Origin of the sequence: Pseudophaeobacter sp. 1A09344 (assembly GCF_041008745.1) — a bacterium.
In the GTDB taxonomy this organism is placed as follows: Bacteria; Pseudomonadota; Alphaproteobacteria; order Rhodobacterales; family Rhodobacteraceae; genus Phycobacter; species Phycobacter gallaeciensis_A.
This window is the reverse complement of the sequence record NZ_JAXGFS010000002.1, coordinates 251,960-276,048: the sequence shown is the minus strand read 5'-3', so window position 1 is coordinate 276,048 and position 24,089 is coordinate 251,960. Positions and strand designations below refer to the sequence as shown.

Genomic DNA, 24,089 nt, shown 5'->3' with positions numbered 1-24,089 from the left:
GTAAACAGTGCGCGGGGTCGCCTATGGGCGCATTTTGGCGCTGAATATGGGGCGGCGGGCTTCACAACAGCACAAAACACAACATCGCGCACCGGTGAGATACCCGGATATGCGCCGATCACTTTCACAATCTCAATAATATGAGCGGAGGTTGCCCCTATGAGCGGCGATAACGCGACTTCTAAAGTAGAGGAATCTGGAACCCGTAAGAAAACAGGGGGCCGGAAAAAGGGTTCACGCAATAAAACGACCGTTGCTGTCAAGGAGGCCATCGAGGCTGCGGCGGCAAAGCTCGGCGGGACTGAAAGGCTTGTGGAGTGGGCAAAGGAAGACCCAGGCAACGAGCGGATCTTCTGGAGCCAGATATACACCAAGCTCTTGCCGCTTCAGGTGAAGGGAGACGGCGACAACCCGATCCCTGTTGCTCTGGTGGAACGCCGCATTGTCAAAGCTGACAATTGAGACTGCCGAAGTCTTTGAGCCTCTGCTACAGCCTGCGCGCTACAAGGGCGCATACGGCGGGCGCGGCTCGGGCAAGTCGCAGTTCTTTGGTGGGCTGTCTGTCGAAGATGCGCTCGCGGCACCGGGTGAAATTGGAGAAGGCATGCGGATGGTCTGCATCCGCGAGGTCCAGAAGTCGCTAAAGCACTCTGCCAAGAGCCTGATCGAAAGCAAGATCAGCCAGTTCGGCCTTGGCGAGAAAGACGGGTTCAAGGTCTACACGGATGCAATCAAGACGCCCGGAGATGGCGTCATCATTTTCCAGGGGATGCAGGACCACACAGCGGATTCGATCAAGTCGCTTGAGGGGTTTCACCGTGCATGGGTGGAGGAGGCGCAGAGCCTATCTCAGTTCTCGCTGAACCTTCTTCGCCCGACGATCCGCTGGGAAGATAAATCGCGAGGGCTGGCGTCTGAGCTTTGGTTCAGCTGGAACCCGCGCCGCAAGATCGATCCTGTTGACGTGATGCTGAGGAGCGAAAAGCCGACCGGCGCCGAAGTGGTTCGTGCCAACTGGTCAGACAATCCGTGGTTCCCCAGTGTGCTTGAGGCTGAGCGCCTTGATTGCCTGTCGAAGACGCCAGACCAGTACGATCATATCTGGGAAGGTGGATATGCGACGGTGTTCAGCGGGGCATACTTTGCGCACCTGCTGAGCCAGTCAAGGTCAGAGCACAGGATTGGCCGGGTCAACGCGGATCCCCTTCTGAGCGTTCGGGCTTATTGGGACATCGGCGGGACCGGGGCGAAGGCCGACGCTACGTCGATCTGGATCGTTCAGTTCGTGGGGCGCGAGATCAGGGTGCTGAACTACTACGAGGCGCAGGGCCAGCCGCTTGCAACCCACGTGAACTGGCTGCGCGACAACGGGTACGGCGCATGCATGTGCGTTCTACCGCACGATGGCAGCACGCAGGACAAGGTTCACGACGCATCCTACGAAAAGGCGCTGCAGGATGCCGGGTTTGAAACCGTGGTCATCCCGAACCAGGGCAAGGGCGCTGCGGCCAAGCGGATCGAGGCGGTCCGGCGGCTGCTGCCGAATTGCTATTTCAATGAAGAGACCACCGAGGCCGGTTTGGACGCTCTCGGCTGGTACCACGAAAAACGGGATGAGGCGCGCAACATTGGCCTTGGCCCGGACCATGATTGGTCTTCGCACGCGGCTGACGCTTTCGGGCTGATGGCGATTGCCTACGAGGAGCATACGGCTCCTGTTCCTGACGTGTCGAAGTTCTATGGCAGCCGCAGCGGCGGCGGAGGGTTCCTAGCATCATGAAGCATGACGACCTGCTAAAGCTGGCCCGGACCCGCATGGCGGAGGCCATCGAGGCTGACCGCGAAAACCGCCTTGCGGAGATGGACGACCTAGAAAAGCTGGTGGGCAAGCACTGGCCAGAGGACATCCGGCGTGAGCGCGAGGCGGAGAACAAGCCGTGCCTGACCATGAACCGGCTCCCCCAGTTCGTCCGGCAGGTGACAGGCGACATTCGCCGCATGAACCCTGCGATCAAGGTTATCCCGGCGGATCGCGGCGCCTCCAAGGAAGTCGCTGACATCTATGAGGGACTTATCCGTCAGATCGAGTATGCCAGCAACGCCAGCCGCATCTATGAGCGCGCGGCAGAGCAGGCAGCGGCCAGTTCTATCGGCTGGTTTCGCATCCTGAACGATTACGAGAGCGATGATAGCTTTCTGCAGGAACTCAAGATCAAGGGGATCCGCAACCCGCTCAGCGTTTACTGCGACCCGGCGGCGGAACTGCCGACCCGCGAGGATGCAGGTTTTATCTTCATCACCGAGCAGATGCCGCGCACCGCTTTCGACAAGGCGTATCCGGGCAAATCTGCAGCTGATGTTGATATGGATGCCAGCACAGACGGCCTTGAGCACTGGCAGGAAAATGACAAGGTTGTTGTCGCTGAATACTATTGGAAAGAGCCTGTCGAGCGCGAGATTGTGCTCCTGAATGATGGGTCTGTGATCGACGCCAAGGACTTTGTGGCGCCGATGCCTGCGATCAAACGGCGTAAGGTCAAGACGCACAAGGTCATGTGGGTCAAGATCAGCGGCAATGACGTGCTTGAGGGGCCGCAGGAACAACCTTGCCGCCACATCCCTGTCGTGGCCGTCACTGGCGAGGAATGGCACGTTGGCGACCGCGTTCACCGGTCCAGTGTGATCCGCCACGCCAAGGACGCGCAGCAGATGTACAACTACTGGCGCTCGGCTCAGACCGAGTTTGCCGCTCTGCAGCCGAAGGCGCCGTACCTCGTGACGCCAGCTCAGATCGCTGGGCTGGAAACGTTCTGGAACCAAGCGAACCAGAAGAACCGCCCGTATCTCCCGTACAACCCAGACCCAAAGACCACAGGCGTCCCGCAGCGCGCGACACCGCCGATCAGCTCGCAGGCCATGGCAGAGCAAACGATGCTGGCTGGCGAGGACATGAAGGCGACCACCGGGATCTATGACAGCGCCCTGGGCAACGCCAGCAACGAAAAGTCCGGCGTCGCGATCCGTCAGAGGCAGATGGAAAGCGACGTTTCCACCTCGATCTACAGCGACAACATGGGCGAGGCCATCGCTACCGCAGGCCGGATCCTGATCGACATGATCCCGAAGGTCTACGACACGCAGCGGGTCGTCCGCATCATGGGCGATGACGATCAAGAGCAGATGGTGGAGATCAACGGGCAGATGATGCAGGCCGGGCCGGACGGAATGCCGGTTTCTATGCCGGTCAACGACCTGACCATTGGAAAGTATGACATCCGCGTTGCTGTCGGCCCGAACTACGCCACCCGCCGCCAAGAGACAGCAGAGGGCATGCTGGAATTCATCCGCGTGGTTCCTGGGGCGGCTTCTGTCACCGGCGATCTCATCGCAAAATCGATGGACTGGCCGGACGCAGAAAAGTTCTCTGAACGCCTCAAGATGGCCCTGCCGCCGCAGTTCCGCGACCCTGACGATATGTCGCCAGAGGAACAGCAGCAGATGCAGCAGGCCATGCAGCAGCAGGCCATGCAGGCGCAAATGCAGCAGGCGGCCCAGCAGACCGAAATGCGTAAGGCTGATGCGGAGGCCGTGGAGGCCGAGGCAGACGCGCAGAAAGCGCAGTTCGAGGTCATGAATGAGCAATTGGATCTGGCCGCCAAGAACGGCCAACTGAACGCGGCGGTTTCCCAGCTGGTACAGCAGGAGGTCGCGCGGGCGCTGTCGATAATGGCAGCGCAACAGCAACAGGGGCGAGGCCCCATTTTCTAAGGAAAATCGAGCAATGACGGAAGAAGTGCAGGAGGCCCCTGAAGCGGGAGCCGCCCCGGATGCCGTGACCCCTGAGGCAGATCAGGCGTCGGAAGCGACGGAAAACACAGAAGGGCAGGACGGACAGAGCCAGCCCGCCGAGGATGAGGGCCAAGACACCACGCCCGAGGCCGAGGACAAGGAGAGCGCATCCAAGACCCGCCGTGAGCGCCGAAAGGCTGCGATGGACCGGGTGAAGCAGGAGGCGCGCGAGGCTCAGGAGCGGGCAGCCCGTCTTGAGCAGGAACTTGCCCGCGTGAAGGGCGCAGAAGCAAAACCCCCACGGCTCGAAGATTTCGACAGCCACGACGAATGGCTTGCTGAGCTTTCGGCCTTCAAGGCTGAGCAACGCATGACAACCCGTCAGGTTCAGGATCTCGAACGCGAGGCTGAGGAGAGCAAGAAGCAGACAGAGGCGCTGAATCAGCGGCAGATGGAGGAGGCCCGCCAGAACTGGGCCGCCCAGGCCGAAGATGCCCGCGCGCGCTACGCTGACTTTGATGCTGTCGTAACGGCCCCTGACGTCCCGATCACCCCGCAGATGGCCCACTTGATCGGGCTGTCCGACAACGGTGCAGACGTCGCCTATCATCTGGGGATGAACAAGGATCTGACGCGCGATCTTGCGCACCTGTCAGGTCCAGAACTCGCCGGGGCTTTCCGAGTGCTTGAACGCACCGTGAAGGCACAGACGCCACGGCCCCGCACTGCAACCCAAGCCCCTGACCCCGTTTCGCCAGTTCGGCCCAAGGCAGCCGCGACCAAAAAGGTCGAGGAAATGAGCATGGCCGAATATGCGGCGGCACGAAAAGCGGGCAAAATCTAAGGATCTGAGCAATGGCAAACACGCTCATCACTCCCAGCATCATCGCCAAGGAGGCGCTGATGCAGCTGGAGAACAACCTGGTCATGGCAAACCGCGTGCACCGGGAATACAAGAAGGAATTCACCGGTGGCCAAGGGGAGTCCGTTTCGATTCGTCGCCCGGTGAAGTTCTACACCGCAGATGGCGCGACCCGCGTCAACCAAGACGTGGAGGAGAAAAGCACCTCCATCACCGTCGATCAGCGCAAACACGTCTCCTGGAATTTCTCGACGCAGGACCTTACCCTGTCTGTCGAGGAATACTCGGAACGCTACATCAAGCCCGCCATGATCACCCTGGCGAACACCGTGGACCGGTCCTTGCATGGCCTCTACAAGTACGCGTGGAACTCTGTCGGCACCCCCGGCACCACGCCGTCGAGCTATGCTGCTGTGGCGGACGCTGCGCAGCGGTTGAGTGAAATGGCCGTTGACCAAAGCACCCGCAGCATGGTTGCAAACGACGCTGCAGCGTTTGCAATTGCGGGCAATCAGCTCACTCTTGAGGCTGTTGGGAACGTCAAAAGGACGGCCTACGAAGAGTCAATGGTTGGTCGTATTGCGAAGTTCGACATGTTCTCTACCCAGAACGTGCAGAGTCACACCGTGGGCGTTGCGACCGGCACGCCGCTGGTCAATGGCGGCTCCCAGAACGTGACCTATGCCAACGCAACTGGCTCGAACTGGTCACAGACCCTGAATACCGATGGCTGGACCAACTCCACCACAGGCATTCTGAAGGCTGGAGACGTGTTCACCATCGCTGGCGTCTATGCTGTGAACCCGGTTCCGGGGGAAGGCACGACCGGCAAGACCGTGATGCCGTACCTGCAGCAGTTCACCGTTCTGGCTGATGCAGACTCTGGCGCCACAACCGGCCCGGCTGCGCTGACCATCTCGCCACCGATCATCACCAGCGGCGCACAGCAGACCGTTTCTGCGGCTCCTGCAGATAACGCAGCGATTACCGTGCTGGGCACCGGCGGGACTGCGTATCCGCAGAACCTTGGATTCCACAAGAACGCCTTTGGCCTGGTGACGGTTCCGCTTGAGATGCCGGACGGCGCGTCCTTCAAGGCGCGCGAGAGCCACAACGGCCTCAGCATTCGCGTGGTCAAGGACTACGACATTGGCGCTGATACGGACATCATCCGCCTGGACATCCTCTATGGCGTGAAGTCGATCTATCCAGATCTGGCTTGCCGCCTTTGGGGCTAAGCGATCCGCCGGGGCTGTAGCGGCCCCGGCACTCCCCCATGACCGATGAGAGAAACACCATGACCGATGAGAGAAACACCGGCCCTGCGTGGGGATACCGGCTTGGGGATGATGGCGAGGTTGAGCCACGGCTGTTCGATGACGGCAAGCTGCCGCGCGGCTGGCACGACACCCCGGCCAAGCTGAAGAAGAAGGGCGCGCGAAATGCCGACAATGGCTGAAATCGTAAACCGGGCCTACCGAAAGATCGGCGTCCTTGCTCTCGATGAGGAGCTTGGCGGCGATGAGGCGGAGGTTGGCATCGAGGCGCTGAACGGCATGCTGCACGAATGGTCGTTGCGCGGGGTCGATATCTCTCACACTGACAAGAGCCTTTCCGATGAATTCCCCCTTGCGGCGGCATACCGTGACGGGACAGTCTACATGCTGGCGTCGCGTTTGGCTCCGGACTATGCGGTACCGCAGGCATTCGATGCAGACGACTTCTTCCGCGCAATTCAGGCGGCATACCTGACGATTGACACCGTGTCCTTTGACCGGGCTGTCACCGAGGTGCCCAGCAAGAAAGAACGCGATGGCACCCTTGGAACGTGGGCTGAGTAATCAATGCGCGTCGAATGGATAGGCCGCAGCCGCACGGACGGCGACAACACCCAGGCGGACCCCTCGCGGCTGGTCAACCTGTACCGGGAACGGGCAGGGGACAAGCACGTCCTGAAGCGTGTTCCTGGTACCGTGCTCTTTGTCACGCTGGCCGATGCGCCAATGCGGGCAATGTCGTTTGAGGGCGGCAAGGTCTGGACCGTATCAGGCACAGATCTATCGAACATGGACGTGAACGGCACCATCCTCAGCGTTGGCAGCGTGTCGGCAGACGGAAACGTGTCGATCTCTGGGAACAACGACAAGCTGGCTGTTGCGGCTGGCGGAGAATACTACGTCTACAACGGAACATCGCTGAACACCCCGTCATCCGGCGCCTTCGATAGCGTCGGGTCTGTGGAGTTCTGGGGGCAACGCACCATCCTGACCGAACTTGGTGGCCGGCGTTTTTCATGGTCTGCCGTTGCAAACGCTGGCGTGGTGAACGCCCTGAACTTCGCCACTGCTGAGCAGCGAGACGACAACATAATTCGCGCGGTCGTGGTGCAGGGCATCCTGTGGCTGATGAAAGAGCGATCGATTGAACGCTGGATTTTGACCAACGCGGATGACTTCGCAACGCCGATGGGCGGCGGCACCATTGACACAGGCCTGCTTGCCTTCGGGCTGATGACCAAGATTCCGAACGGGGCGTTCTTCGTCGGGAATGATGGGATCGCTTATCTGGTGAGCGGCGGCGGCATGAAGCCGGTCTCAACGCGCGGTGTTGAGACATCGCTGGTGGACGACACGCCAACCGAATGCTTCTACTACCAGGACGAAGGACACAAGTTCTGCGTCATCCGGTTCTCGAACCGCCCCGCGTGGATCTATGACGTTGTGATGGACGAATGGCACGAGCGGGCCGAGGGCGACGATCTGATCCCGTGGAGCATGACGCATAGTGTCCAGGCGTTCGGAAATGACTATGCCGGATCCGCGTTCGGCAAGATCTACACGCTGGAGCGCACCCCGACAGATGACGGCGCCCCGCTGATCGGGCGCGCGGTGAGCCGTACCCTGCGCTTGAATGGCGACCGGTTCCGCATTTCGCGCCTGACCCTTGAGCCAAAGACCGGGCATTCGACACTGACGGCTGAGGAATACCCCGGCCTGCACGCGGGCGGCGGCTACATTCTGGCCACGTCCGGCGCCACTGGCCTCTTGGCCGGATCGGCAGTCACCACGCCAACCGATGCATTCGTTTCGCTGCGCACCTCAAGGGATCGTGGCAAGACGTGGAGCAAGGAAAAGCGCCGGTCTATTGGCGCGCTTGGCGAATATGCAAAGGTGGTCCGCTGGCGCTCTCTTGGCCAGTTCAGAAACGCAAACTTTGAACTGACGATCAGCGACCCGACAGATGTCACCGTTGAATCAACAGCAGAGGTCGAAGTCGCATGACGCAGAAAGTAGAGCCGCCTCAGGCCAATATCCCGCTTGTGCGCGAGGACCGACACCCGACGCAGGAGACGCAGGTGATGCTGCAAAAGCTGGTACTTGCGGTGAAGGATCTGCAGGACCGGGTTGCGGCTCTGGAAGCATTCCACCCGTGAAGGTGGCCCGGATCACGGTGGATGAGGCGCGGGAATACTTCGCGCATCCGTCGCAGCAAAAGGGCGCACAGATCACGCCGGACGCGCTGCCCGGTGATCCCTTTGAATACTGGGCCTGCAGCGGTGTCTGCGGTGTTTTCCACCAGGATCACTGGCCGGGCGTCTGGATGGCGCATTATGGCGTGATGCCTTGGGCGTGGGGCCGAACAGCAAAACCGGCGCGGGCGATTCTGCAGACCTTCTGTGACACCCACGACCCGGCGCAAATCATCGGATGGACGGACGCGGCGAACCGGGCCGCGCTCAGCTTTGCCCGCAGGATCGGGTTCAGAGAAACAGGACGGATATCGCTGCCTGACGGCGCGGTGGTTATGACGGAGTTCAGAACATGGCAATAGGTGCAGCACTAGGCTCAGCGGTCATCGGTGCGTCCGCTTCTCGCAGCGCGTCCAGGTCGCAGGAGGCTGCGGCAAACCGCCAGATGGCTCTTGAGCGCGATATCTACGACGAGACAACCGCACGCTTCCAACCCTTCTATGACACCGGCTTGGATTACAGCAATGCGCTGCGCTACGAGCTGATGGGTGGAGAGCGCCCGACATTCGGCGGCGACCCGCTGGCTGTGACTGAGTTCACCGAGACGATCCCGGGCCTGCCCGGGCGGCAACCGGCATACGGCGATCAGGGCGGCATGGTCCGCGATCCGAACGATCCGGAGAGGTTCATCGACCCGATCACGCTGGATCGCGAACGGACCCGGTACCGCGTCGGCGATCAGGTGTTTGATGAGCGGTCGGCTGCGGATGAATACGCGGCGGCCAACCCTACCGGCGGCTATGAGTATCAGGGCTTTGAGGCGACGCCCTATCAGGATTACGTCCTCAAGACCGCACGCAGGCAGATCGACAACAGCGCGGCCAGCCGGGGGAGCCTGTTCAGCGGGGCGACGCTAAAGGCGCAGCAGGATCGCGGCAATGCTCTGGCCGGGGCCTTCTATGGCGATTACCTGAACCGTCTGACCGGTCAGGCAGGGCAGGGGCAGGCCGCAGCGGGCAACATGGCCACCGCAGGGGCGAACTATGCCAGCGGCGCGGGGAACGCCCTTGCGAACATCGGAAACGCGCAGGCTGCTGGTGCTGTTGGGACGGCAAACGCGCTGACCGGCGGGATCAACAACGCAATCGGCCTTTGGAATTACCAGAACATGCAGGGCAATTCAGGCGGCAGCACGGCGGCGCCAACATCGTCCCTGTTCCCGCAGACGCGGCCCTGGGGGTGATCTATGAGCTATCGTGACAACATGTCCGCAGGCGCCCTGTCCGCATGGGATCGCCTGACAGCACAATACGGCGACCTGCGTGTCAACTCCGCATACCGCGACCCGGAGCATAACCGGCGCGTCGGCGGGGCCAAGCAGTCCCAGCACATGCACGGGAACGCGTTCGATGTGGACGTGTCAGGCATGCCGCAGGATGCACGCCTGGCCCTGATCAACGACGCCCGCGCGGCTGGGTTCAGCGGGATCGGGGTCTATGACAATGCCCTGCACTTCGATGTTGGCCCGGAGCGCGCATGGGGCGCTGACTACACGCGCAACTCCCTGCCGGATTGGGCGGCGTCCGCGTTTGGTGGTCCCGCGCCCACAGGCGGCGCACTGCAGGGCAACGCTATGGTCGACACCGGCGCAATGCAGCCCGAACCGGGGCAGAACGCATTGGCCCAGATGCAGCAGCAACGGATGATGCAAGATCGCCTGCAGCAAAACAGCCGCATCGACCCGCGCGCCTTCATGGCCTCCACCGGTCGCGCCCCGAAGCTTTCTTTCACCTGAGGATCTGACATGGCCCGAATGGACACCCGCATAGCTCTCGGCGTTCAACAGCCCGACTTTGTGAACACGCTGGCCCGGTCAACTGTGGCTGCCGGTCAGGCCAACGCCGTGCAAGACCAAAACGCGCTGCGGCAACTGTTCAACACGCAGGGGCCGCAGATCATGCAGGGCGACCAGAACGCGCTCAACGCCTTGTCTCGGATCGACCCGAACGCGGCGCTTGGAGTTCAGGGCACGCGGCAGGGCATGCAGGCGCAGGCTCAGCTGATGGAGCAGCGCCGGGTTGAGGCCAAGCGGCAGGCCGAGGAGTACGCGCGCACAGCAGACGCCCGCGAGGCGGCTGAGGCAGCGGCGGAGATCGAGCAAGGTCTTATGCGCGGGATCGCGGCCTATCAGGCTGGTGACCTTGATGGGGTGAACCAGATCCTGACGCAGGCAGGTGAGCAGCCGATTTCCGATCTCAACCAGTTCCCCGCGGTCGCTGCGATCTACGGCGATGTGTTCGACGCGCTCAAGGGCGTGACAGAGTTCAACGCGGGGCCGAAGCCAGCCGACGAATACCAGCGCTATGTGCAGGAAGAAACGGCAGCAGGGCGGAAGCCGCTGGATCGTATCTCCTATGCTCAGGCGAAGAAGGGAAAGGGCTTCAATGTGACCCTTCCGGATGGAACGGTGATCGCGCAGGGCGGCCCGCAGATTCCAAGCGGTCAGGATCCGGCGGCGACAAACACACCGCGTGACCCGTCAAAGCTGGCCAAGGAGCTGTCGTCGTCAGACGCGGCGGCCCTCGAAGAGATCTCCAATGCATCCCGTGGGGCTGCTCAGCTTGAAAGCCTCGGCGGGCAACTCGGCGTCATCGCTCCGAATGTCGGATACTCTGGCCCCGCTGGCGGCCTTGTTGGCGGTGTTTTGGATGCGGCAGAGGCGGTCGGCATTGATGCTCCTGGCACCCCCGGCGCGCGTGGCGCCATGCGGTCTCTTGGTATGGAGGCACAGCTTGCCTTCACCGAAAAGACCAAGGGCGCAATCACTGATCGCGAAATGGGCATGTTCCGTGAGGCTGTCCCGGGCATGTCCCAACGGCCAGAGGCCAACGTCATCATTTCAGAGGTGATGATGGCCGGTGCGAAGCGCCTGCAGACCCGTGACGCATTCTATCAGGATTGGGCGCGCAAGTATGGCAGCCTTGAGGGCGCCAACGCTGTTTGGTCCGATTACATGCGTGACAACCCGATCATTGAGCAGCGCGGCCAAGATCAGGTCGGTGTTCGCCCAGAGGGCGACTACCGGTCGTATCTGAACCGCAGGCCGGCCAACGCATACACGCCGCAGGCCATCATGCAGATGGGCCGAGAAGAGCTTATGGCCGCTCCAATCAGCAGCATGACCGAGGCGCAGCTGGACGCCTATGAGGCCAGACTGGAACAGGTCGGGGGTTACTGATGGCGAGCATTCAAGAGCAGATCGCAGCCCGTCGCGCTGAACTGGCGCAGCAGAACCAAGGCGGCGACATCAAGGAACAGATCGCCGCGCGACGTGCTGAGCTTGCCAAAGGCGGCGGAGCGCAGCGCAATGCAGATGGAACATACGGCCAGCCCCCAGAAGGCGCCTACATGAACGAATCCGGCCAGATGGTCGATCCGGCAGCATTGGCGGCGCAGGATGAGCTGTACATCTCCGCATTCCCGGTCGCTGGCCGCGTGCAGGAGGCCGTGCAGGGTATTCCGCTGATCGGTGAATGGGCGGATGAGGCTGTCTCCGCCATGGGGCAACCCGAGACCGCGCAGACTATGCGCCGGGTGTCTGAGGCCTATGAGCGTGAGCGCCCCGGGCAATCAATGGCGCTGAATATCGCCGGCGGGGTGGCTGCGGCTGTGCCGATGGCGATGGGCGCAGCCGGAACTAAAGCGGCTGATTTCGTCGCGCGTGGTGGCAATGCGCTGACACGGGCGCTGCGCGTCGGGGCCATTGCGGCGCCGGGTGGCGCGGTCGAGGGCGCATCTTCATTCGCAGGCCGGGCACAGGAAGGCGAACGCGCGGCAGAGGCCGGAAAGGGCGCACTTGTCGGCGGTGGGCTTGCCTTGGCACTTGGCCCAATTGCAAGCCTTACCGGAGAAGCCGTGACCAGCCTTGCGCGCCGGGTCAAACGCCTGGACGTGCGCGCCATCGCTGATGAGTTCGGCCTGTCCCCAGAGGCGTCCCGCGTTGTCAAGCAGGCCTTGGCAAATGACGATCTCGACACGGCGGCACAGCGGCTCTCTCAGCTTGGCGACGATGCGATGCTGGCGGATGCTGGCCCCGGCACTTCGGCGCTTCTGGACGCCAGCGCAAGCACCGGTGGAACCGCCCTGCGCGTGGCGCGTGATGCGGCTGAGACCCGTGCCACTCAGGTAGGAAAGCGCCTCGGGCAGACCCTTGACGGACTCCTCGGGAAGCCGCAGGGGGTAAAGACTGCGGCTCGTGGCATCGCGTCCGAGACTTCATCGGCGCGGCGTGCGGCCTATGATCTGGCGTATTCCAAGCCCATTGACTACGCCGCCCCAGCTGGGCGCGGTGTGGAGGATGTGCTTTCCCGCATTCCGGCACGCACGCTCAACAGTGCGATCAGCGAGGCAAACGACGCCATGACGGCGGCGGGCATCCGAAATCAGCAGATCATGGCGGAGATTGCCGACGATGGCGCAGTGGCGTTTCGCGAAATGCCGAACGTGCAGCAGCTTGATTTCCTCAAGCGCGCCCTTGACGATGTGTCGCGTGGGAACACCGATCAGTTCGGGCGACTGACAGAGGCAGGCAACCGCGCCCGCCGGCTGTCCGGCCAGCTGCGCGACGCGCTGCGCGAGGCCGTGCCTGAATATGGCAAGGCATTGCGCCTTGGCGGTGACAAGATCCAGCGCGACGAGGCCTTGGAGCTTGGTAAGAACCTCTTGACCCGCCGCGTGACCGCAGAGGACGTGCAGCGTTTTATGCGGCAGGGCGTTTCGGCAGAAGCAAAGGCTGCCCTGCGCCAGGGTCTCCGCGAGGGTATCGAGGAAGGCCTATCGAACGTCCGCCGCACCATCACAGATCCGAACGTTGACGCCCGCGAGGCAATGCAGCTTGTCAAGGATCTGTCCAGCCGCGCCAACATCGGCAAGCTGCGGCAGATTATCGGCAGTGAGCGGGCAAACCGCCTCCTGCAAGAGCTGGACCGGTCAGCCGCAGCCCTTGAACTTCGGGCCGCCATTGCGACGAACTCCAAGACCGCGATCCGCCAGTCTGTTCAAGGTCAGATCGCTGATGAAGCGGCGCCCGGTATCCTGCGTCGAACCGCAGGCAATGTTGGCAATCCGCTTGACGCCGCGCAGGACATTACCCGCACGCTGACCAGCATTGACCCGCGCAGCATGTCAGCACGAGAAAAGGCGATCTTTGACGAAATCGCTCAGGCGCTTGTCGGGATCAAGGGGGCAGAGGCTCAGGCCGCGCTCAAAGCTGTCCGCAGGGCTATGAATGGCCAGCCGATCAAGGACGCAGAGGCGGCGCTGATTGGCAAGGTCGCTGGTGGAGCTATTGGCCTTGGCTCTTATCAAACAGGTGCGCGATGGCTAGAAACCCAGTGAAAAGCGAAACGCATCCAAACAGGAACGCTCCCATCCCTGCGGTTTCGTAGACCAGCATCAGCCCCCAGCCGATATAGAACACGGTGAGCGGGGCGGACAATAAAATCCAGATGATCAATAGCGTGCGCATTTAGGCAATATGCGCGCTGGCTGATCGCATTGCAACTCCCAGAGGCAAGAACATGGCGAACAGGGTACTTTTGCCCCGTGCGCTGGCGAACGATGGCAGCATCGTTCCCGGCGCGCTGGCGTATTTCTACACAGAGGGCACGACGACGCCTCTCACGGTCTATTCCGATGAGGCGCTGAGTGCTGCGGTGACTGCGCCTCTCGTGGCTGACAGCGCGGGGAACTTTGCGGCCACCTACACCGCAGGCGGTCTCAAGGTCGATATCCGCGACCCGGACACGGCCACCAGCCTGCCGGGATACCCATCCGACAACTGGCACGTCACCAGCACAGACGCGACCGGCGCCAGCGCGATCACCTTCACCCCGATCACCGGCAACAGCGCGACGAACGTGCAGACGGCCATCGCCAACCTGACGGCCCTTTGGAACGCGGTGACAAGCTTCGGCAAAACGCTGATCGCGTCCAGCAACAAATCCGCAGCCAGAACCACTCTTGGCCTCGGGAGCGCGGCAACGACAGACAGCACGGACTATGCCACGGCAGCACAGGGCACCCTCGCTGACAATGCGCTACAGGCCTCTGACTACAAGGTCCAGGCATGGGGCACGTTCGTCGGCACCGGCACGCCTGCTTGGTCGATCCGCAATGGCTTCAGCGCATCCATTACCGACAACGGGACAGGCGACTACACCCTGACGTTCTCTTCGGCGCAGGCCAACAATGACTACGTGGTCATTCTCTCCTGCACCGGCGTTGGGTTGGATAACCGCGTGATTGTGAACGTCAAGACGGATGGCGGCGGCATCGTAACCAAGACGACAACTTCATTTCGCATCACCGCGTTCATCGGCGCGACCGGCACGGCTGTAGACCCTGACGAGGTCTACGTGATGGTTCTTGGCAACTAAGGCGGGGCAGTAAATATGACCAGAACACCATTGATCAGCGCCGGTGACGTTCAAGCGTCAACCGCGATGGATACTGATGACCACCTGCTTGCCTCCGTGGGGGGCGTCTTGCGGCGAGTTGACGTTGACGAAATCGCTGAGTGGCTGGCTGCGGGCGGGTATCTCCCGCTTTCCGCCGTGATCTACAGCTTCCCGACGCGGGCAGACTTCCTGACTTGGAAAGCTGCTGGCGGGACTGCTCCAGCAGGATCCATCGCCACAGATGGAACCGTGTTCTACATCGCGACAACTGGCGCAACTGCGATCAGCGATCTGCTCGGGTGGCTGCCGTTTGGCGTCGCTCGGCCAGAGGCGTTCCCGACGCGATTGGAGTATGATGCATGGGTCTCCAGTCAGTCATTCGAGGCGTATCCAGGGCGCATTCGTGAGAGATGTCAGAAATTTTCGATTAGCGCGTACAACCCTGCAATCACGCGCGTGGCGGTGGATACTGGGAGCGGTCTTTACCGTCACGTTCCGTCAATCGCTGTTGTAAACTCTGGCGATCTACTTGGCGCTTATCTGTTCAACGATAGCTCAGCCAGTGAAAGCGCAGCCGGCCAGCGCGCTGGTTTTATCAGGTCAACAGATAACGGCGATACGTGGAGTGCAAAAGCAGAGGAGCTAAATACATCGGCGACAGCCGAAAACCCTCTCGACCCCAGCGGAGACGGCGCCATTCAAGGCGAGGTTTTCGTCATTTACGATCAGTCGCAAGACGAGGAAATAGCCGTCGTCGCGCACCGTGGTACCGCTACGCGAAACTTTACGTACATCGCCACAAGAGATGCATCCAGCGCGGCAAGCAAGTGGAATATCAAGCGAGTCCAGTGGGAATCCTCAAACGGCGACCTGAACCTGTCCAGCACAGTAACTGGGGCAGCCGAGGCAGGGTTCACCAGACAGAACGGCATCGATGGGGTGGCATACGATGCGGTTGGCTTTAAGCCGTTTTTCGATCAGGCTGGCGATTTGGTCGTGCCTGTTGTCTATGTCACTGTGTTTGGTTCCAATCATCGCATCGGCTTCCTGAGGCGCAGCGGCGGGGTTTGGAGCGAGCTAGGTGTTATCCCTAACGGCGTGATCGGTGTTGGTGATGCTTGGGAGCCTACCACATGGCAGGCTAGCGACGGCACGTACTACTGTCAGGTGAGGAACAATGCAGGCGTCGGTGGCACTGTGGCTGATAACTTCGGGATTGCGTCATCGTCTGATTTGATCTCATGGAGTTCGTTTGCTTTCCAAACGTCTGACACCCATGTGAATAGGAAGATTTTCACTCGAGCCAAAGCGGACCTTTGGCTGGGAGTTGGGGTATCTCACTCAAACAACAGGAACTCACTAGACCTTTTCAGTTCCGGCGATGGCCATTCTTTCGTTTTCGGCGCCACAATTGGGAATGAGACAGACTCCACTGATTTCGTTCACTACTCAGACATCGATGTCAGTGGTGAAACTGCATACGTGCTCTATTCTGAGGAAAATGATCAAGCTTCTTCTGCTGCTCCTAACGAAATCCGATTTGCTAGATTTGCGCTTCCAGACGGTCTACCTATGTCGGGAAGCCGGAAAAACGAATATGAGCTAGGCAGCGGCACGCCTCCGAGCGCTTCCGGAACGGAGCTTACCATCCCGCCACAAATGATTGGATCTGTTGCCACATTTTCACGGCCTTTTGTTCTATCAATCAGGGCAAGAGTGAGCGCAGCCCCGACGACAAACAAATATACCATTGTCTCTGTAGGTGATGCGGTTAATGGGTATTTCGCCATCGAGTACCGTGACAACGGCGGGACCACTGAGCTATGGGCTGGCGGCGTTTATATCCAAGATGTCGGAGCTCCTACTTCATATTCAGATTTCAATGTCGCAATTGACCCAGTGCGGAGGGTCGTTTCGGCTTTCGGTCAATCTGGAACGATAGCCAGAAGAGCGCGCGTTTACTTGGGCGATACAGACCCAGCAGGCGCTCAAACAGGCAATATCGTTTATGACGCGTCTGCATCTAGCATGTCAGTATATGATCGGCTTCCGCATCAGTACGCACCTGATTTTCTACCCCAGAAGATCGGAGATACGGAAATCAAAGGTCAGCTCTCTGTGGTTCCTGAGAGTGGTAACGCTGACAGTATTGTTGACGCTCCATCCGGCGCCCAGGCTGTTTTTAGGCAGCGCATCAATGGATCAACTAGATCTGTGGATTTCTTCGATGACACCAGCGGTGAATGGTACCGGCAGGTCGAAGGAACGAATATCCTTAGTAGCTCCGGCACATCCGTCAATGCGCTTGTTGATCTGACTGCAGAAAAGAAAGTGAGCCTTGGTGCCAAAACTGAAATCACCATTTCATCTGGATCGGTAACAATTTCCAAGTCTTATCACAGCATCGACACTGAGGCTGACGCGGCGACTGACGACCTGGACACGATCAACGGCGGCAGCGCTGGTGACATATTGGTTCTTCAGACTGCAGCATCAGCTCGCGATGTCACCGTGAAGCATGCGACTGGTAACATTTTCTGTGGCTCGGATCGCGTACTGAATAATGTAGCCGACCGGATCGTACTGCATTTCGATGGCTTAAACTGGCACATGATTTCATACGCAGATAATTGAGGAAATCAATTGAGCTTTTCAGAGATGGCAGAGAAAGCCACCCAGAGCCTCGCGGGGTGGTTCGTGGTGACATTTGCGGGCGGTGGCCTGTGGGTGGTTCGCCGGGTGTTCACCAATCAGAAGCAAATCGAGATGCTCCAGCGCGAAATCGAGATGCGCGACGGACGCCGGGAGGAAGACCGGCAAATGATGCTCGACATCAGAAGCGACGTGAAGGAGCTGCGCCGCGATATTTCCCAGAAGGGGTGATCCCATGACGTTTCGTTTCTCCAAACGCAGCCGCCAGCGGCTTGATGGTGTGCACCCTGATCTTGTCAGGGTCATGGAGCTTGCCATCAGCCGCAGCCCGGTTGATTTCACCGTTCTGGAAGGGCTGCGCACCAAGGAACGGCAGAGACAGCTTGTCGACAGCGGCGCGTCCAAGACCATGAACAGCCGGCACCTGACCGGCCATGCCGTCGACGTTGCCCCGATGAGCGGCGGCACTGTCTCATGGGATTGGCCGCTCTATCACAAGCTTGCCCCGGTCATCAAAGAGGCCGCCGAGGAACTGGATGTCGACATCGAATGGGGTGGCGACTGGACCAGCTTCAAAGACGGGCCGCACTGGCAGCTTTCGTGGAACAGCTACGGCAAGCAGGACATGGCGCCACGTGCGCGACTGGTGCGCGCTGATGGCGCGTCGGCAGTCCCAGCGCCGGAGCCGGATCCGTCGATCTGGTCGACCATCATCAATGCAATTTTCAGCCTATTCGGAAAGGGGCAGAAATGAACCGACTGAAAAACCCGAAGGTCCAGGGCGCGCTGCGCCACCTGCTGACCGCCGTCGGCCCGGTGCTGGCGCTCATCATGGCGTCTGACGATCCTGCGGCCCTGATCCGCTCCATGGTCGGCGGCGCCGGGTGGCCTGCGTTGGTTGGCCTCCTGATGGCAGGGCTTGGCTTCTGGGCCAGCTGGACGGCCAAGGAGAAGGCGCAATGATCTCCGCTCTGCTGGCTGACCTGCTGCCGTGGGCCATCGGTATCCTCGCCACCATGGGCGCGCTCTGGGGCTGGGGCCGGTCGAAGAAGGCCGAGGGCCGCAAGGAGACGTACATCGAGACGCTGGCCGATTCCGCGAAACGACAGAAGGAAGGGCGCGATGCTGTTCAAGATCTGCGCGACGCTGACCGGGATGCTCTGGCTGGCCGGGTGCGCGACAACTCCGATAGCTGGTGAGGCCGGGTGCAGCGCCTATGCCGAGGCCCGCGTCACCATGCCTGCCGACCCCGATGCCCTGCCTGATGGCTGGCTCCGGTGGGTGGCCGAGATGGACACAAGGATGACTGCAACCTGCAACCCCTAGACACAGAAAGGGGGTGAAAGCATATGCGCGCATTCATTGCAGCGCTTCTGTGCCTGCTGCCGATCACGGCGGCGGCCCAAGGCCGGAACTGCGCACCACGAGAGGTGGTGATCGAGCGGCTGGCCGACAAATACGGCGAAAGCCGCCAGAGCATCGGCATCGGCGGGCAGGGCGTGATGATGGAGACATTTGCCAGCATCGAGACCGGCACCTGGACCATCACCGCGACAATGCCCAACGGCATCACTTGCCTTGTGGCGTCCGGCCAGTCCTTCGAGGTGCTGTCCGAATCCCTGCCGGACGGTGATCCGGCGTGAAGAAAGAGGCCCCGCCATCGTGCGGGGCTTTTTCGTTTCTGGGGTATGGCGTTGAACCTGGGCTATTCCTGTTTCTTCCGCTCTCTGTTCGTCTCAGCGAGTTCATCCAAGAATGCATAGATGCAAAATTCCGGGAGCCGGTCCTTCTTGGGTCGGCGGGCACTATTTTCGAATGATTGCCCCCTCCTGCCGGTGAAAGCTTTGTTGTAAGGTGGCCTCTCGGCCCGAATAAGCGCCTCTTCTTTTGCCAATGCCTCCTTCCTGGTGCTGCAGTCCTCAACCTCACTGCGGACGATCATATGCCCCCACGTTCCGTTGCCTCTGTGTTGGTATATTCTGCGCTTGGCGTTCCTAGCTATCCCGATGTAGAGCAACTTCCCATCATCCCCATAAAGCCTGTAAAGCTGGCATGGCTCCCGCTCCATTTGGATGTATCTCAAGGCCGGGGTCTTGGTTTGCATTTTGCTCATAACCCTTTGATTCCTTTGCGCCGTATTTCCTACCAGTTTGCAACTTTCAGACGTAAATTCAAAGCCTTGTATCGGAATCATAATCCGCGTGTCGGGGGTTCAAGTCCCTCCTCCGCTACCAAAAACTTCTGCAACGCAAACCACGTTTGCCGCCGTTAGAAGAAAAAATATCCGAAAGCGACATATAATGCCTAACGCCCGGATCTGATGTTCTGGACGCGTTGTGTTTTGATGCCTGCAGTTTGGCGCCTCTGGCGGCGTGCGGCGCAGTGCTGCGAGGCTGCAGAGAGGCGACCGCATCCTTCTGAGAACACGGTCGCTTGTCTTTAGCTATTATTCTGCTTCACAGCCGTTGACGAAGGTCGCGACAGGCCATTTCTCCTGGCGCAGTGCGGTCTTGCTGACCCAGCCGCTGGCTTCTCCGAAGCGGGCTCGGCACCAGATACCGTCCGAGGCTACAGTGCAGTAATTCACCTTGAGGCATGCGCCTTGCGGCAGTGTACCCACGATCCGCGCATCCCGCCTGGGCTGATCGCGGACATTCAGGTTGACCAGAAGGCCCAGAGAGGCAACGACACCCCCATCTTCGCTCATGACAGGGGCTGCCAGATCGGAACGTTCTGCGCAGTCGCTTGTGTAGCCAAGGTAAATGCAACGGTGTTGGCGCACAGCCTGGCTGAAGGCGGCCTGATAGGCGTCGCCGTTTGGTCGTTCTAGAATGAGGCTGACAAAAGAATCGGACAGATCGCCTGTGACACGGGATTGGTTGCCGCCCAACCGAGCAACAACAACATCCTGCTGAGCATAGAGGACAAGCTGGTTCTGCTCGATGTCCCAAGCTGAAACGCTGTTCAGCGGCACAACGCAGTTTTGGCTATTGGCGACGGGGCGCAACTGAGACTCCTCAACTACCCCGTGGAGTTCCACCTTGTTTTCCAGGCTGAGCGAACACGGTGTGGAACTGGTCGAGAATGCGGTGTCGAAGACCACCCAGTTCCCGGAAAAAGCTTCAAGCAGCTGTTCTTTAGTTTGAGCAGACGACGGGGGCGCAATCAGCGTTACAAGCGCGGCAAGCGCACCCAGAGAAAGCGATTTGAGCATTACCATTCCTGTTCCTTGGAAATTATGGTCCGAATGTGGACACCGCGGTGGCGATTTCGGCTCCGTCTTGCGTTACGGATAACTCGACCGAGAGCTTGCCGCCGGGCTGTATCGAAAGGGTCGTCTTGCCTATGACATGACGTTCCCCACGGTGTATTCCGATTGCACGGCTTTGTGTCAGGTTGGAGGTTCCGCCAGAGTCGGATTTGACGATTGTCAGAGCAGCCTGCACCTCACCCTCGTCCAGTCCGATCACGCGACCTTCGATTTCCACACCTTGAGCGGTGGGAATGATCGAAATCTCAGCTGCAGCGGATTGCGCTGTGGCGGTGGATGTTCCCGCGGACATCAAAACGGTGCAGGCAAGTCCAAGGGTCGAAAGCAGTCGACGCATGGCGCAGCCAGCCTAGCGCGTCTGCGTGATCAGAACAGTTCCGCCGTTTGAAATGACGGTTGGCCCCGCTCCATTCACCGCTGACAGTCCATTACCAATCTGCGTGTAGGTGACATTTGTCGAATCACCCGCCACAGACAGGCTGAAACTGTTCTGATTGCCGGTCTGAACCAAGGTGCCGGAATTGTTGGAGCCGGACACGTCGACATTGCCATCGTTGCCATTGCCGGTCTGCAGAAGGCCCGCGGAGTTATTGATGCCGGTCACTGAGATCTCACCGGTATTCCTGGAGCCGGTTTGGGACAACACGATGGAGGCCAATTCACCGCCAAAGATGGTCGCGGAATTGCCAAGTGGTGATCCGGTTAAGGCATTGTTTTGACTGAAGTAAACAGTCGCGCCTTCGCCTTCTAGAATGATCTCGCCGCTGTTGTAGGTGCCATACTGGCTGGCAGGTGACAGCCCGTCTGGAGCACCGGCGACGAGCGAATTCGTTGCGTCACTTTGGTCAATAAATAGCTCGTTGCCCGCGCTCGTGCCGTCGCCCTGCTCAAGATAAACAACGTTTCCACTGCCAGCAGCAGCCATGGAGGTCAGTGAAAGCGCCGCGACGACCGTCATAGGGGTAATATCAAGTAAACGTATCAAAGCAAAAACTCCCCAAAAGTTAACAATACGTTACCATGATGATTGGGAGATCGCTACACTATTTCCGTTTCCATGCTGATGAAACACGGCCACATTTGCATGTCCGGTTTGCATGACGAGCGCTGTGTTGCCGGTGCCGGTTATCTGACCAAAGGCCCGGTTATTGGAACCATTCTGCGCAATGGCGAAAAGGTTGTCTGATCCGAGGACAGACAGGTCGATTTGATTGCCGAAGCCTGTTTGCGACAATACGCCCGGCTGAATAGTTGCGGCGGCAAATGCGGGAAGCGCGGGCCAGCTTTGGCCAAATCCGCCGTTGTCATTTCCTGAGATGGTCAGGGTTATCGTATTTTCTGGCTCGACGAGGACCTCCAGGGTATTGGCCGGTTCTGTTCTGAGTGAAACGACATTGTCCTGAGCTGCTGCCGTTTCGGTGCTGAGGCTCAGCGTGAAAGCTGTCAGGCAAATGAAATGTGCAACCAAAGGTGGTTTGAACGGTGTCTTCATTGCATATCCTCCTGTGACGGCGAGGCCTTCGGTCAGCGACCTGGGGCAGGCACAGGAAAGGATAGAATAAGGGCGAGTTTGAGGCGGGCTATAGGCGCTTGAAGGAGGCTTTTTGGATGTTTTTATCTTAAATTTAAACAAATTATTACTGTGAGCATTTGCCTTTGATGGCAGTACAGCAAACAGCGGAGCAGGCATATGCCTGCTCCGCTGTCTGGCCCAGGATCTGAAACGATCCTGTTATTTCAGAAAGTGAAGTGCCTAAGCGGGCAGAACGAGGTTAACCAATGACCTCGCCGTCTGCCGGCGGCGGCGGCGTTACCGGGCCACCTTCATCGACTGCAGGCGGCAACTGACGCACGCTGGGGGCGGGCGGCGTTGGTCGCGGCTTGGGCCGCGTCTGGGTAATCCGAGCGGCAGAGATCGTCACCGGACGCACCGGGGGGAGCGTCTGGCCGAGGTATTCCCCCAGTTTCTCCTGACGGTACTTCGCAATCAGGCGCTGCTGGGATCCCTTGTCCTTGAAGGCCCACAACCCGACCTCGGCCCCTTCGATGATGGTGCCGTAGACGGCCTTTTCGATGGCCTGTTGCAAGGCAATCAAGCGGGGTTCGTTCCCGGTCACGCCGGCTTCGATTTCAAGCAGCTCGTCCAGCGCGATGTAGCGGAACACGCTGCCCCGGATCAGGGAGGAGCCGATTGATTTCTGGGTCACCACGCTGGTGAGGACTTCGCCAGTTTCGGTCGAGACAGCCCGCAGGCTGACGGTCACGGTATCCAGTTGCCACTCGGTATTGCCGCCGATGCCAAGGTATCGTGCACCTGCGCCACCTGTTTGGGTGTTGCTGTCGTATCCCACGATTCCACCCTGCAGGATGATGCCGGAGTGCAGCAGCGGCGCCAATGCATTCGGATCGATCTCTGTCTCACCGCGATACTGCCGACGCATTTCAGTGAGGATCTGGCGCTCCCGGACGAGGTCCTGCAGGCCGGCGCGATCCAGAACTGTGAACCAGCGGCGTTCACCGGCATCCTGTAGTGCTTTGATCAGAACCGCAGAACCGCCCTGGGACACGGCCCGGGACAGCGTCTGGACGAGTTCGCGCTCTTTGTATTGTCCGGTAAGGTCAGGAAAATCGTAAACGGAGACGGATATGCGACGTGTCGGTTCTGGCAGCGTGCGCAGGCTCATGTTGACCGGTGTCGGCTGCACAATCGTCGGATCGGTGGTCCCAAAAAATGGCCCTGGCGTCGTGGCGCAGCCAGAGAGAGCAGCGGTTCCAGCCACCACCATGGCACGGAGTAGCACTCGCAGGCCTGCTTCTTTACCAAACACCATGTTTATCCTCGTTCTAATTCGTAGCTGTGGCTGCCCGATCTGCCAGGCAATCAGTAAACCTAATTTTAACTTCCAGTTACCAGTTGCGGGACCACGATTTCTGTCACGGTGCCATCCAGGGAGTCGACAATTGTGAGGCTGATGGAATCCACCGTACGCTCAAAGGTGACTTCGGTGGTTCCGAACGTCACTGTGCCCTGATCGGATGGGTTGCTTCCGAAGATCGCCTCGGTCACCTGGCCCGCGAGAGCGGAAAGCAAGCGACCTTCGAGCTGGCGCACGAACAAATCGGCGTTTGTGGTTCCGGTCGGAGATGTTGTGCCGGTCCCTGTGGTCGAGCTGCTTACAGCATCCCGCGCTGTCGCGTCGCGCTGCGCATTCGCAGTCGACAGCAGGTGGGATGAGTTTAGGGGAGCGCCGCCGAAGGACGGGTTGATCGGAGTATAGGTCAACTCTCCAGATACACCGGCTCCCGCAAATAAGAGTGCTGATGCAGTGAAGCCAATGAAGGAATTTTTCATATCAACCACCAATCCTACAAACCTGCCGTGATGCGTCGCTAATTGACCGTCTCACGGGTGATAACAACCACGCCGACTGGGTGTCCAGCGCCCATCACCTCTAAAAGCGCAGCAAATAGTGACTTGGCGATGACGAATTGTTCAAGTTGAATTAATTCGCATAAGTGTGTTGCGAATCTGTCACTTGTTGGTGGTGAAGGCTCCCGTCAGGGCTTTTGCGGGAAATTGGGTAATTC

Annotated in this window: 28 protein-coding genes; 21 read left to right on the top strand and 7 right to left on the bottom strand. The window is 59.8% G+C overall.

Going from position 1 to position 24,089, the window contains the following annotated elements; genetic code table 11:
• Positions 1 to 159 precede the first annotated feature (159 nt).
• The 21 genes from SM765_RS04455 (at position 160) to SM765_RS04355 (ending at position 18,873) form a co-directional block, all read left to right on the top strand.
• Positions 160 to 462, top strand: coding sequence for a hypothetical protein (locus SM765_RS04455; RefSeq protein WP_368981439.1), 303 nt, complete (start codon positions 160 to 162; stop codon positions 460 to 462).
• Entirely contained in the window at positions 443 to 1,780 is a 1,338-nt protein-coding gene (locus SM765_RS04450; RefSeq protein ID WP_368981438.1) for a PBSX family phage terminase large subunit, read from the top strand. The genes SM765_RS04455 and SM765_RS04450 overlap by 20 nt, the downstream gene beginning before the upstream one ends.
• Positions 1,777 to 3,768 (top strand): portal protein, encoded by a 1,992-nt coding sequence (locus SM765_RS04445; protein WP_368981437.1) that lies wholly within the window; start codon positions 1,777 to 1,779, stop codon positions 3,766 to 3,768. The genes SM765_RS04450 and SM765_RS04445 overlap by 4 nt, the downstream gene beginning before the upstream one ends.
• Positions 3,769 to 3,781: 13 nt before the next feature.
• A complete protein-coding gene (locus SM765_RS04440) occupies positions 3,782 to 4,633 on the top strand; it encodes a hypothetical protein (RefSeq protein ID WP_368981436.1) in 852 nt (283 codons plus the stop codon).
• Positions 4,634 to 4,644: 11 nt separating this feature from the next.
• Positions 4,645 to 5,889, top strand: coding sequence for a P22 phage major capsid protein family protein (locus tag SM765_RS04435; RefSeq protein WP_368981435.1), 1,245 nt, complete (start codon positions 4,645 to 4,647; stop codon positions 5,887 to 5,889).
• 59 nt (positions 5,890 to 5,948) lie between these two features.
• The gene (locus SM765_RS04430; protein WP_368981434.1) at positions 5,949 to 6,110 is read left to right on the top strand and encodes a hypothetical protein; all 162 of its coding nucleotides are present in this window, start codon (positions 5,949 to 5,951) and stop codon (positions 6,108 to 6,110) included.
• Positions 6,103 to 6,492: a packaged DNA stabilization gp4 family protein gene (locus SM765_RS04425; RefSeq protein WP_368981433.1), complete on the top strand. Its 390-nt coding sequence runs from the start codon at positions 6,103 to 6,105 to the stop codon at positions 6,490 to 6,492. Before SM765_RS04430 ends, SM765_RS04425 begins: the two co-directional genes overlap by 8 nt.
• Before the next feature lie 3 nt (positions 6,493 to 6,495).
• Positions 6,496 to 7,932: a packaged DNA stabilization protein gene (locus SM765_RS04420; protein WP_368981432.1), complete on the top strand. Its 1,437-nt coding sequence runs from the start codon at positions 6,496 to 6,498 to the stop codon at positions 7,930 to 7,932.
• Positions 7,929 to 8,084, top strand: a complete 156-nt coding sequence (locus tag SM765_RS04415) for a hypothetical protein (protein ID WP_368981431.1) — start codon at positions 7,929 to 7,931, stop codon at positions 8,082 to 8,084. The genes SM765_RS04420 and SM765_RS04415 overlap by 4 nt, the downstream gene beginning before the upstream one ends.
• Entirely contained in the window at positions 8,081 to 8,482 is a 402-nt protein-coding gene (locus tag SM765_RS04410) for a GNAT family N-acetyltransferase (protein WP_368981430.1), read from the top strand. The genes SM765_RS04415 and SM765_RS04410 overlap by 4 nt, the downstream gene beginning before the upstream one ends.
• Positions 8,483 to 8,565: 83 nt before the next feature.
• Entirely contained in the window at positions 8,566 to 9,363 is a 798-nt protein-coding gene (locus tag SM765_RS04405; protein WP_368981429.1) for a hypothetical protein, read from the top strand.
• Between the two features lie 3 nt (positions 9,364 to 9,366).
• Positions 9,367 to 9,915, top strand: a complete 549-nt coding sequence (locus SM765_RS04400; RefSeq protein WP_368981428.1) for a YcbK family protein — start codon at positions 9,367 to 9,369, stop codon at positions 9,913 to 9,915.
• 9 nt (positions 9,916 to 9,924) lie between these two features.
• Complete coding sequence (locus tag SM765_RS04395) at positions 9,925 to 11,358, top strand: hypothetical protein (RefSeq protein WP_368981427.1); 1,434 nt, start codon at positions 9,925 to 9,927, stop codon at positions 11,356 to 11,358.
• A complete protein-coding gene (locus SM765_RS04390) occupies positions 11,358 to 13,517 on the top strand; it encodes a TrbL/VirB6 family protein (protein ID WP_368981426.1) in 2,160 nt (719 codons plus the stop codon). The genes SM765_RS04395 and SM765_RS04390 overlap by 1 nt, the downstream gene beginning before the upstream one ends.
• Before the next feature lie 182 nt (positions 13,518 to 13,699).
• Positions 13,700 to 14,557 (top strand): hypothetical protein, encoded by an 858-nt coding sequence (locus tag SM765_RS04385; RefSeq protein ID WP_368981425.1) that lies wholly within the window; start codon positions 13,700 to 13,702, stop codon positions 14,555 to 14,557.
• A gap of 15 nt (positions 14,558 to 14,572) precedes the next feature.
• A complete protein-coding gene (locus tag SM765_RS04380; RefSeq protein WP_368981424.1) occupies positions 14,573 to 17,212 on the top strand; it encodes a sialidase family protein in 2,640 nt (879 codons plus the stop codon).
• A 9-nt stretch (positions 17,213 to 17,221) separates the two neighbouring features.
• Entirely contained in the window at positions 17,222 to 17,461 is a 240-nt protein-coding gene (locus SM765_RS04375; protein ID WP_368981423.1) for a hypothetical protein, read from the top strand.
• A gap of 4 nt (positions 17,462 to 17,465) precedes the next feature.
• The gene (locus SM765_RS04370; RefSeq protein WP_368981422.1) at positions 17,466 to 17,984 is read left to right on the top strand and encodes a M15 family metallopeptidase; all 519 of its coding nucleotides are present in this window, start codon (positions 17,466 to 17,468) and stop codon (positions 17,982 to 17,984) included.
• Complete coding sequence (locus tag SM765_RS04365) at positions 17,981 to 18,193, top strand: hypothetical protein (RefSeq protein ID WP_368981421.1); 213 nt, start codon at positions 17,981 to 17,983, stop codon at positions 18,191 to 18,193. Before SM765_RS04370 ends, SM765_RS04365 begins: the two co-directional genes overlap by 4 nt.
• Positions 18,190 to 18,429: a hypothetical protein gene (locus SM765_RS04360; RefSeq protein ID WP_368981420.1), complete on the top strand. Its 240-nt coding sequence runs from the start codon at positions 18,190 to 18,192 to the stop codon at positions 18,427 to 18,429. The genes SM765_RS04365 and SM765_RS04360 overlap by 4 nt, the downstream gene beginning before the upstream one ends.
• Positions 18,430 to 18,579: 150 nt before the next feature.
• Entirely contained in the window at positions 18,580 to 18,873 is a 294-nt protein-coding gene (locus SM765_RS04355) for a hypothetical protein (RefSeq protein WP_368981419.1), read from the top strand.
• 62 nt (positions 18,874 to 18,935) lie between these two features.
• On the opposite strand, the gene SM765_RS04350 is transcribed toward SM765_RS04355, so the two are convergent.
• From SM765_RS04350 to SM765_RS04320, 7 genes are all read right to left on the bottom strand, one after another.
• Entirely contained in the window at positions 18,936 to 19,343 is a 408-nt protein-coding gene (locus tag SM765_RS04350; protein ID WP_368981418.1) for a GIY-YIG nuclease family protein, read from the bottom strand.
• Between the two features lie 333 nt (positions 19,344 to 19,676).
• Complete coding sequence (locus SM765_RS04345) at positions 19,677 to 20,450, bottom strand: SH3 domain-containing protein (RefSeq protein WP_082996023.1); 774 nt, start codon at positions 20,448 to 20,450, stop codon at positions 19,677 to 19,679.
• Positions 20,451 to 20,466: 16 nt separating this feature from the next.
• The gene (gene csgH / locus SM765_RS04340; protein WP_274832729.1) at positions 20,467 to 20,838 is read right to left on the bottom strand and encodes a curli-like amyloid fiber formation chaperone CsgH; all 372 of its coding nucleotides are present in this window, start codon (positions 20,836 to 20,838) and stop codon (positions 20,467 to 20,469) included.
• Positions 20,839 to 20,850: 12 nt separating this feature from the next.
• Positions 20,851 to 21,486, bottom strand: coding sequence for a hypothetical protein (locus tag SM765_RS04335; RefSeq protein ID WP_274841226.1), 636 nt, complete (start codon positions 21,484 to 21,486; stop codon positions 20,851 to 20,853).
• Positions 21,487 to 21,516: 30 nt separating this feature from the next.
• Positions 21,517 to 22,191 carry a hypothetical protein gene (locus tag SM765_RS04330; RefSeq protein ID WP_274837371.1) on the bottom strand — a complete coding sequence of 225 codons (675 nt, stop codon included), beginning with the start codon at positions 22,189 to 22,191 and terminating at the stop codon, positions 21,517 to 21,519.
• Between the two features lie 82 nt (positions 22,192 to 22,273).
• Positions 22,274 to 23,332: a CsgG/HfaB family protein gene (locus tag SM765_RS04325; RefSeq protein WP_082996021.1), complete on the bottom strand. Its 1,059-nt coding sequence runs from the start codon at positions 23,330 to 23,332 to the stop codon at positions 22,274 to 22,276.
• 65 nt (positions 23,333 to 23,397) lie between these two features.
• Positions 23,398 to 23,853 carry a curli assembly protein CsgF gene (locus SM765_RS04320; protein WP_065271213.1) on the bottom strand — a complete coding sequence of 152 codons (456 nt, stop codon included), beginning with the start codon at positions 23,851 to 23,853 and terminating at the stop codon, positions 23,398 to 23,400.
• Positions 23,854 to 24,089 lie beyond the last annotated feature (236 nt).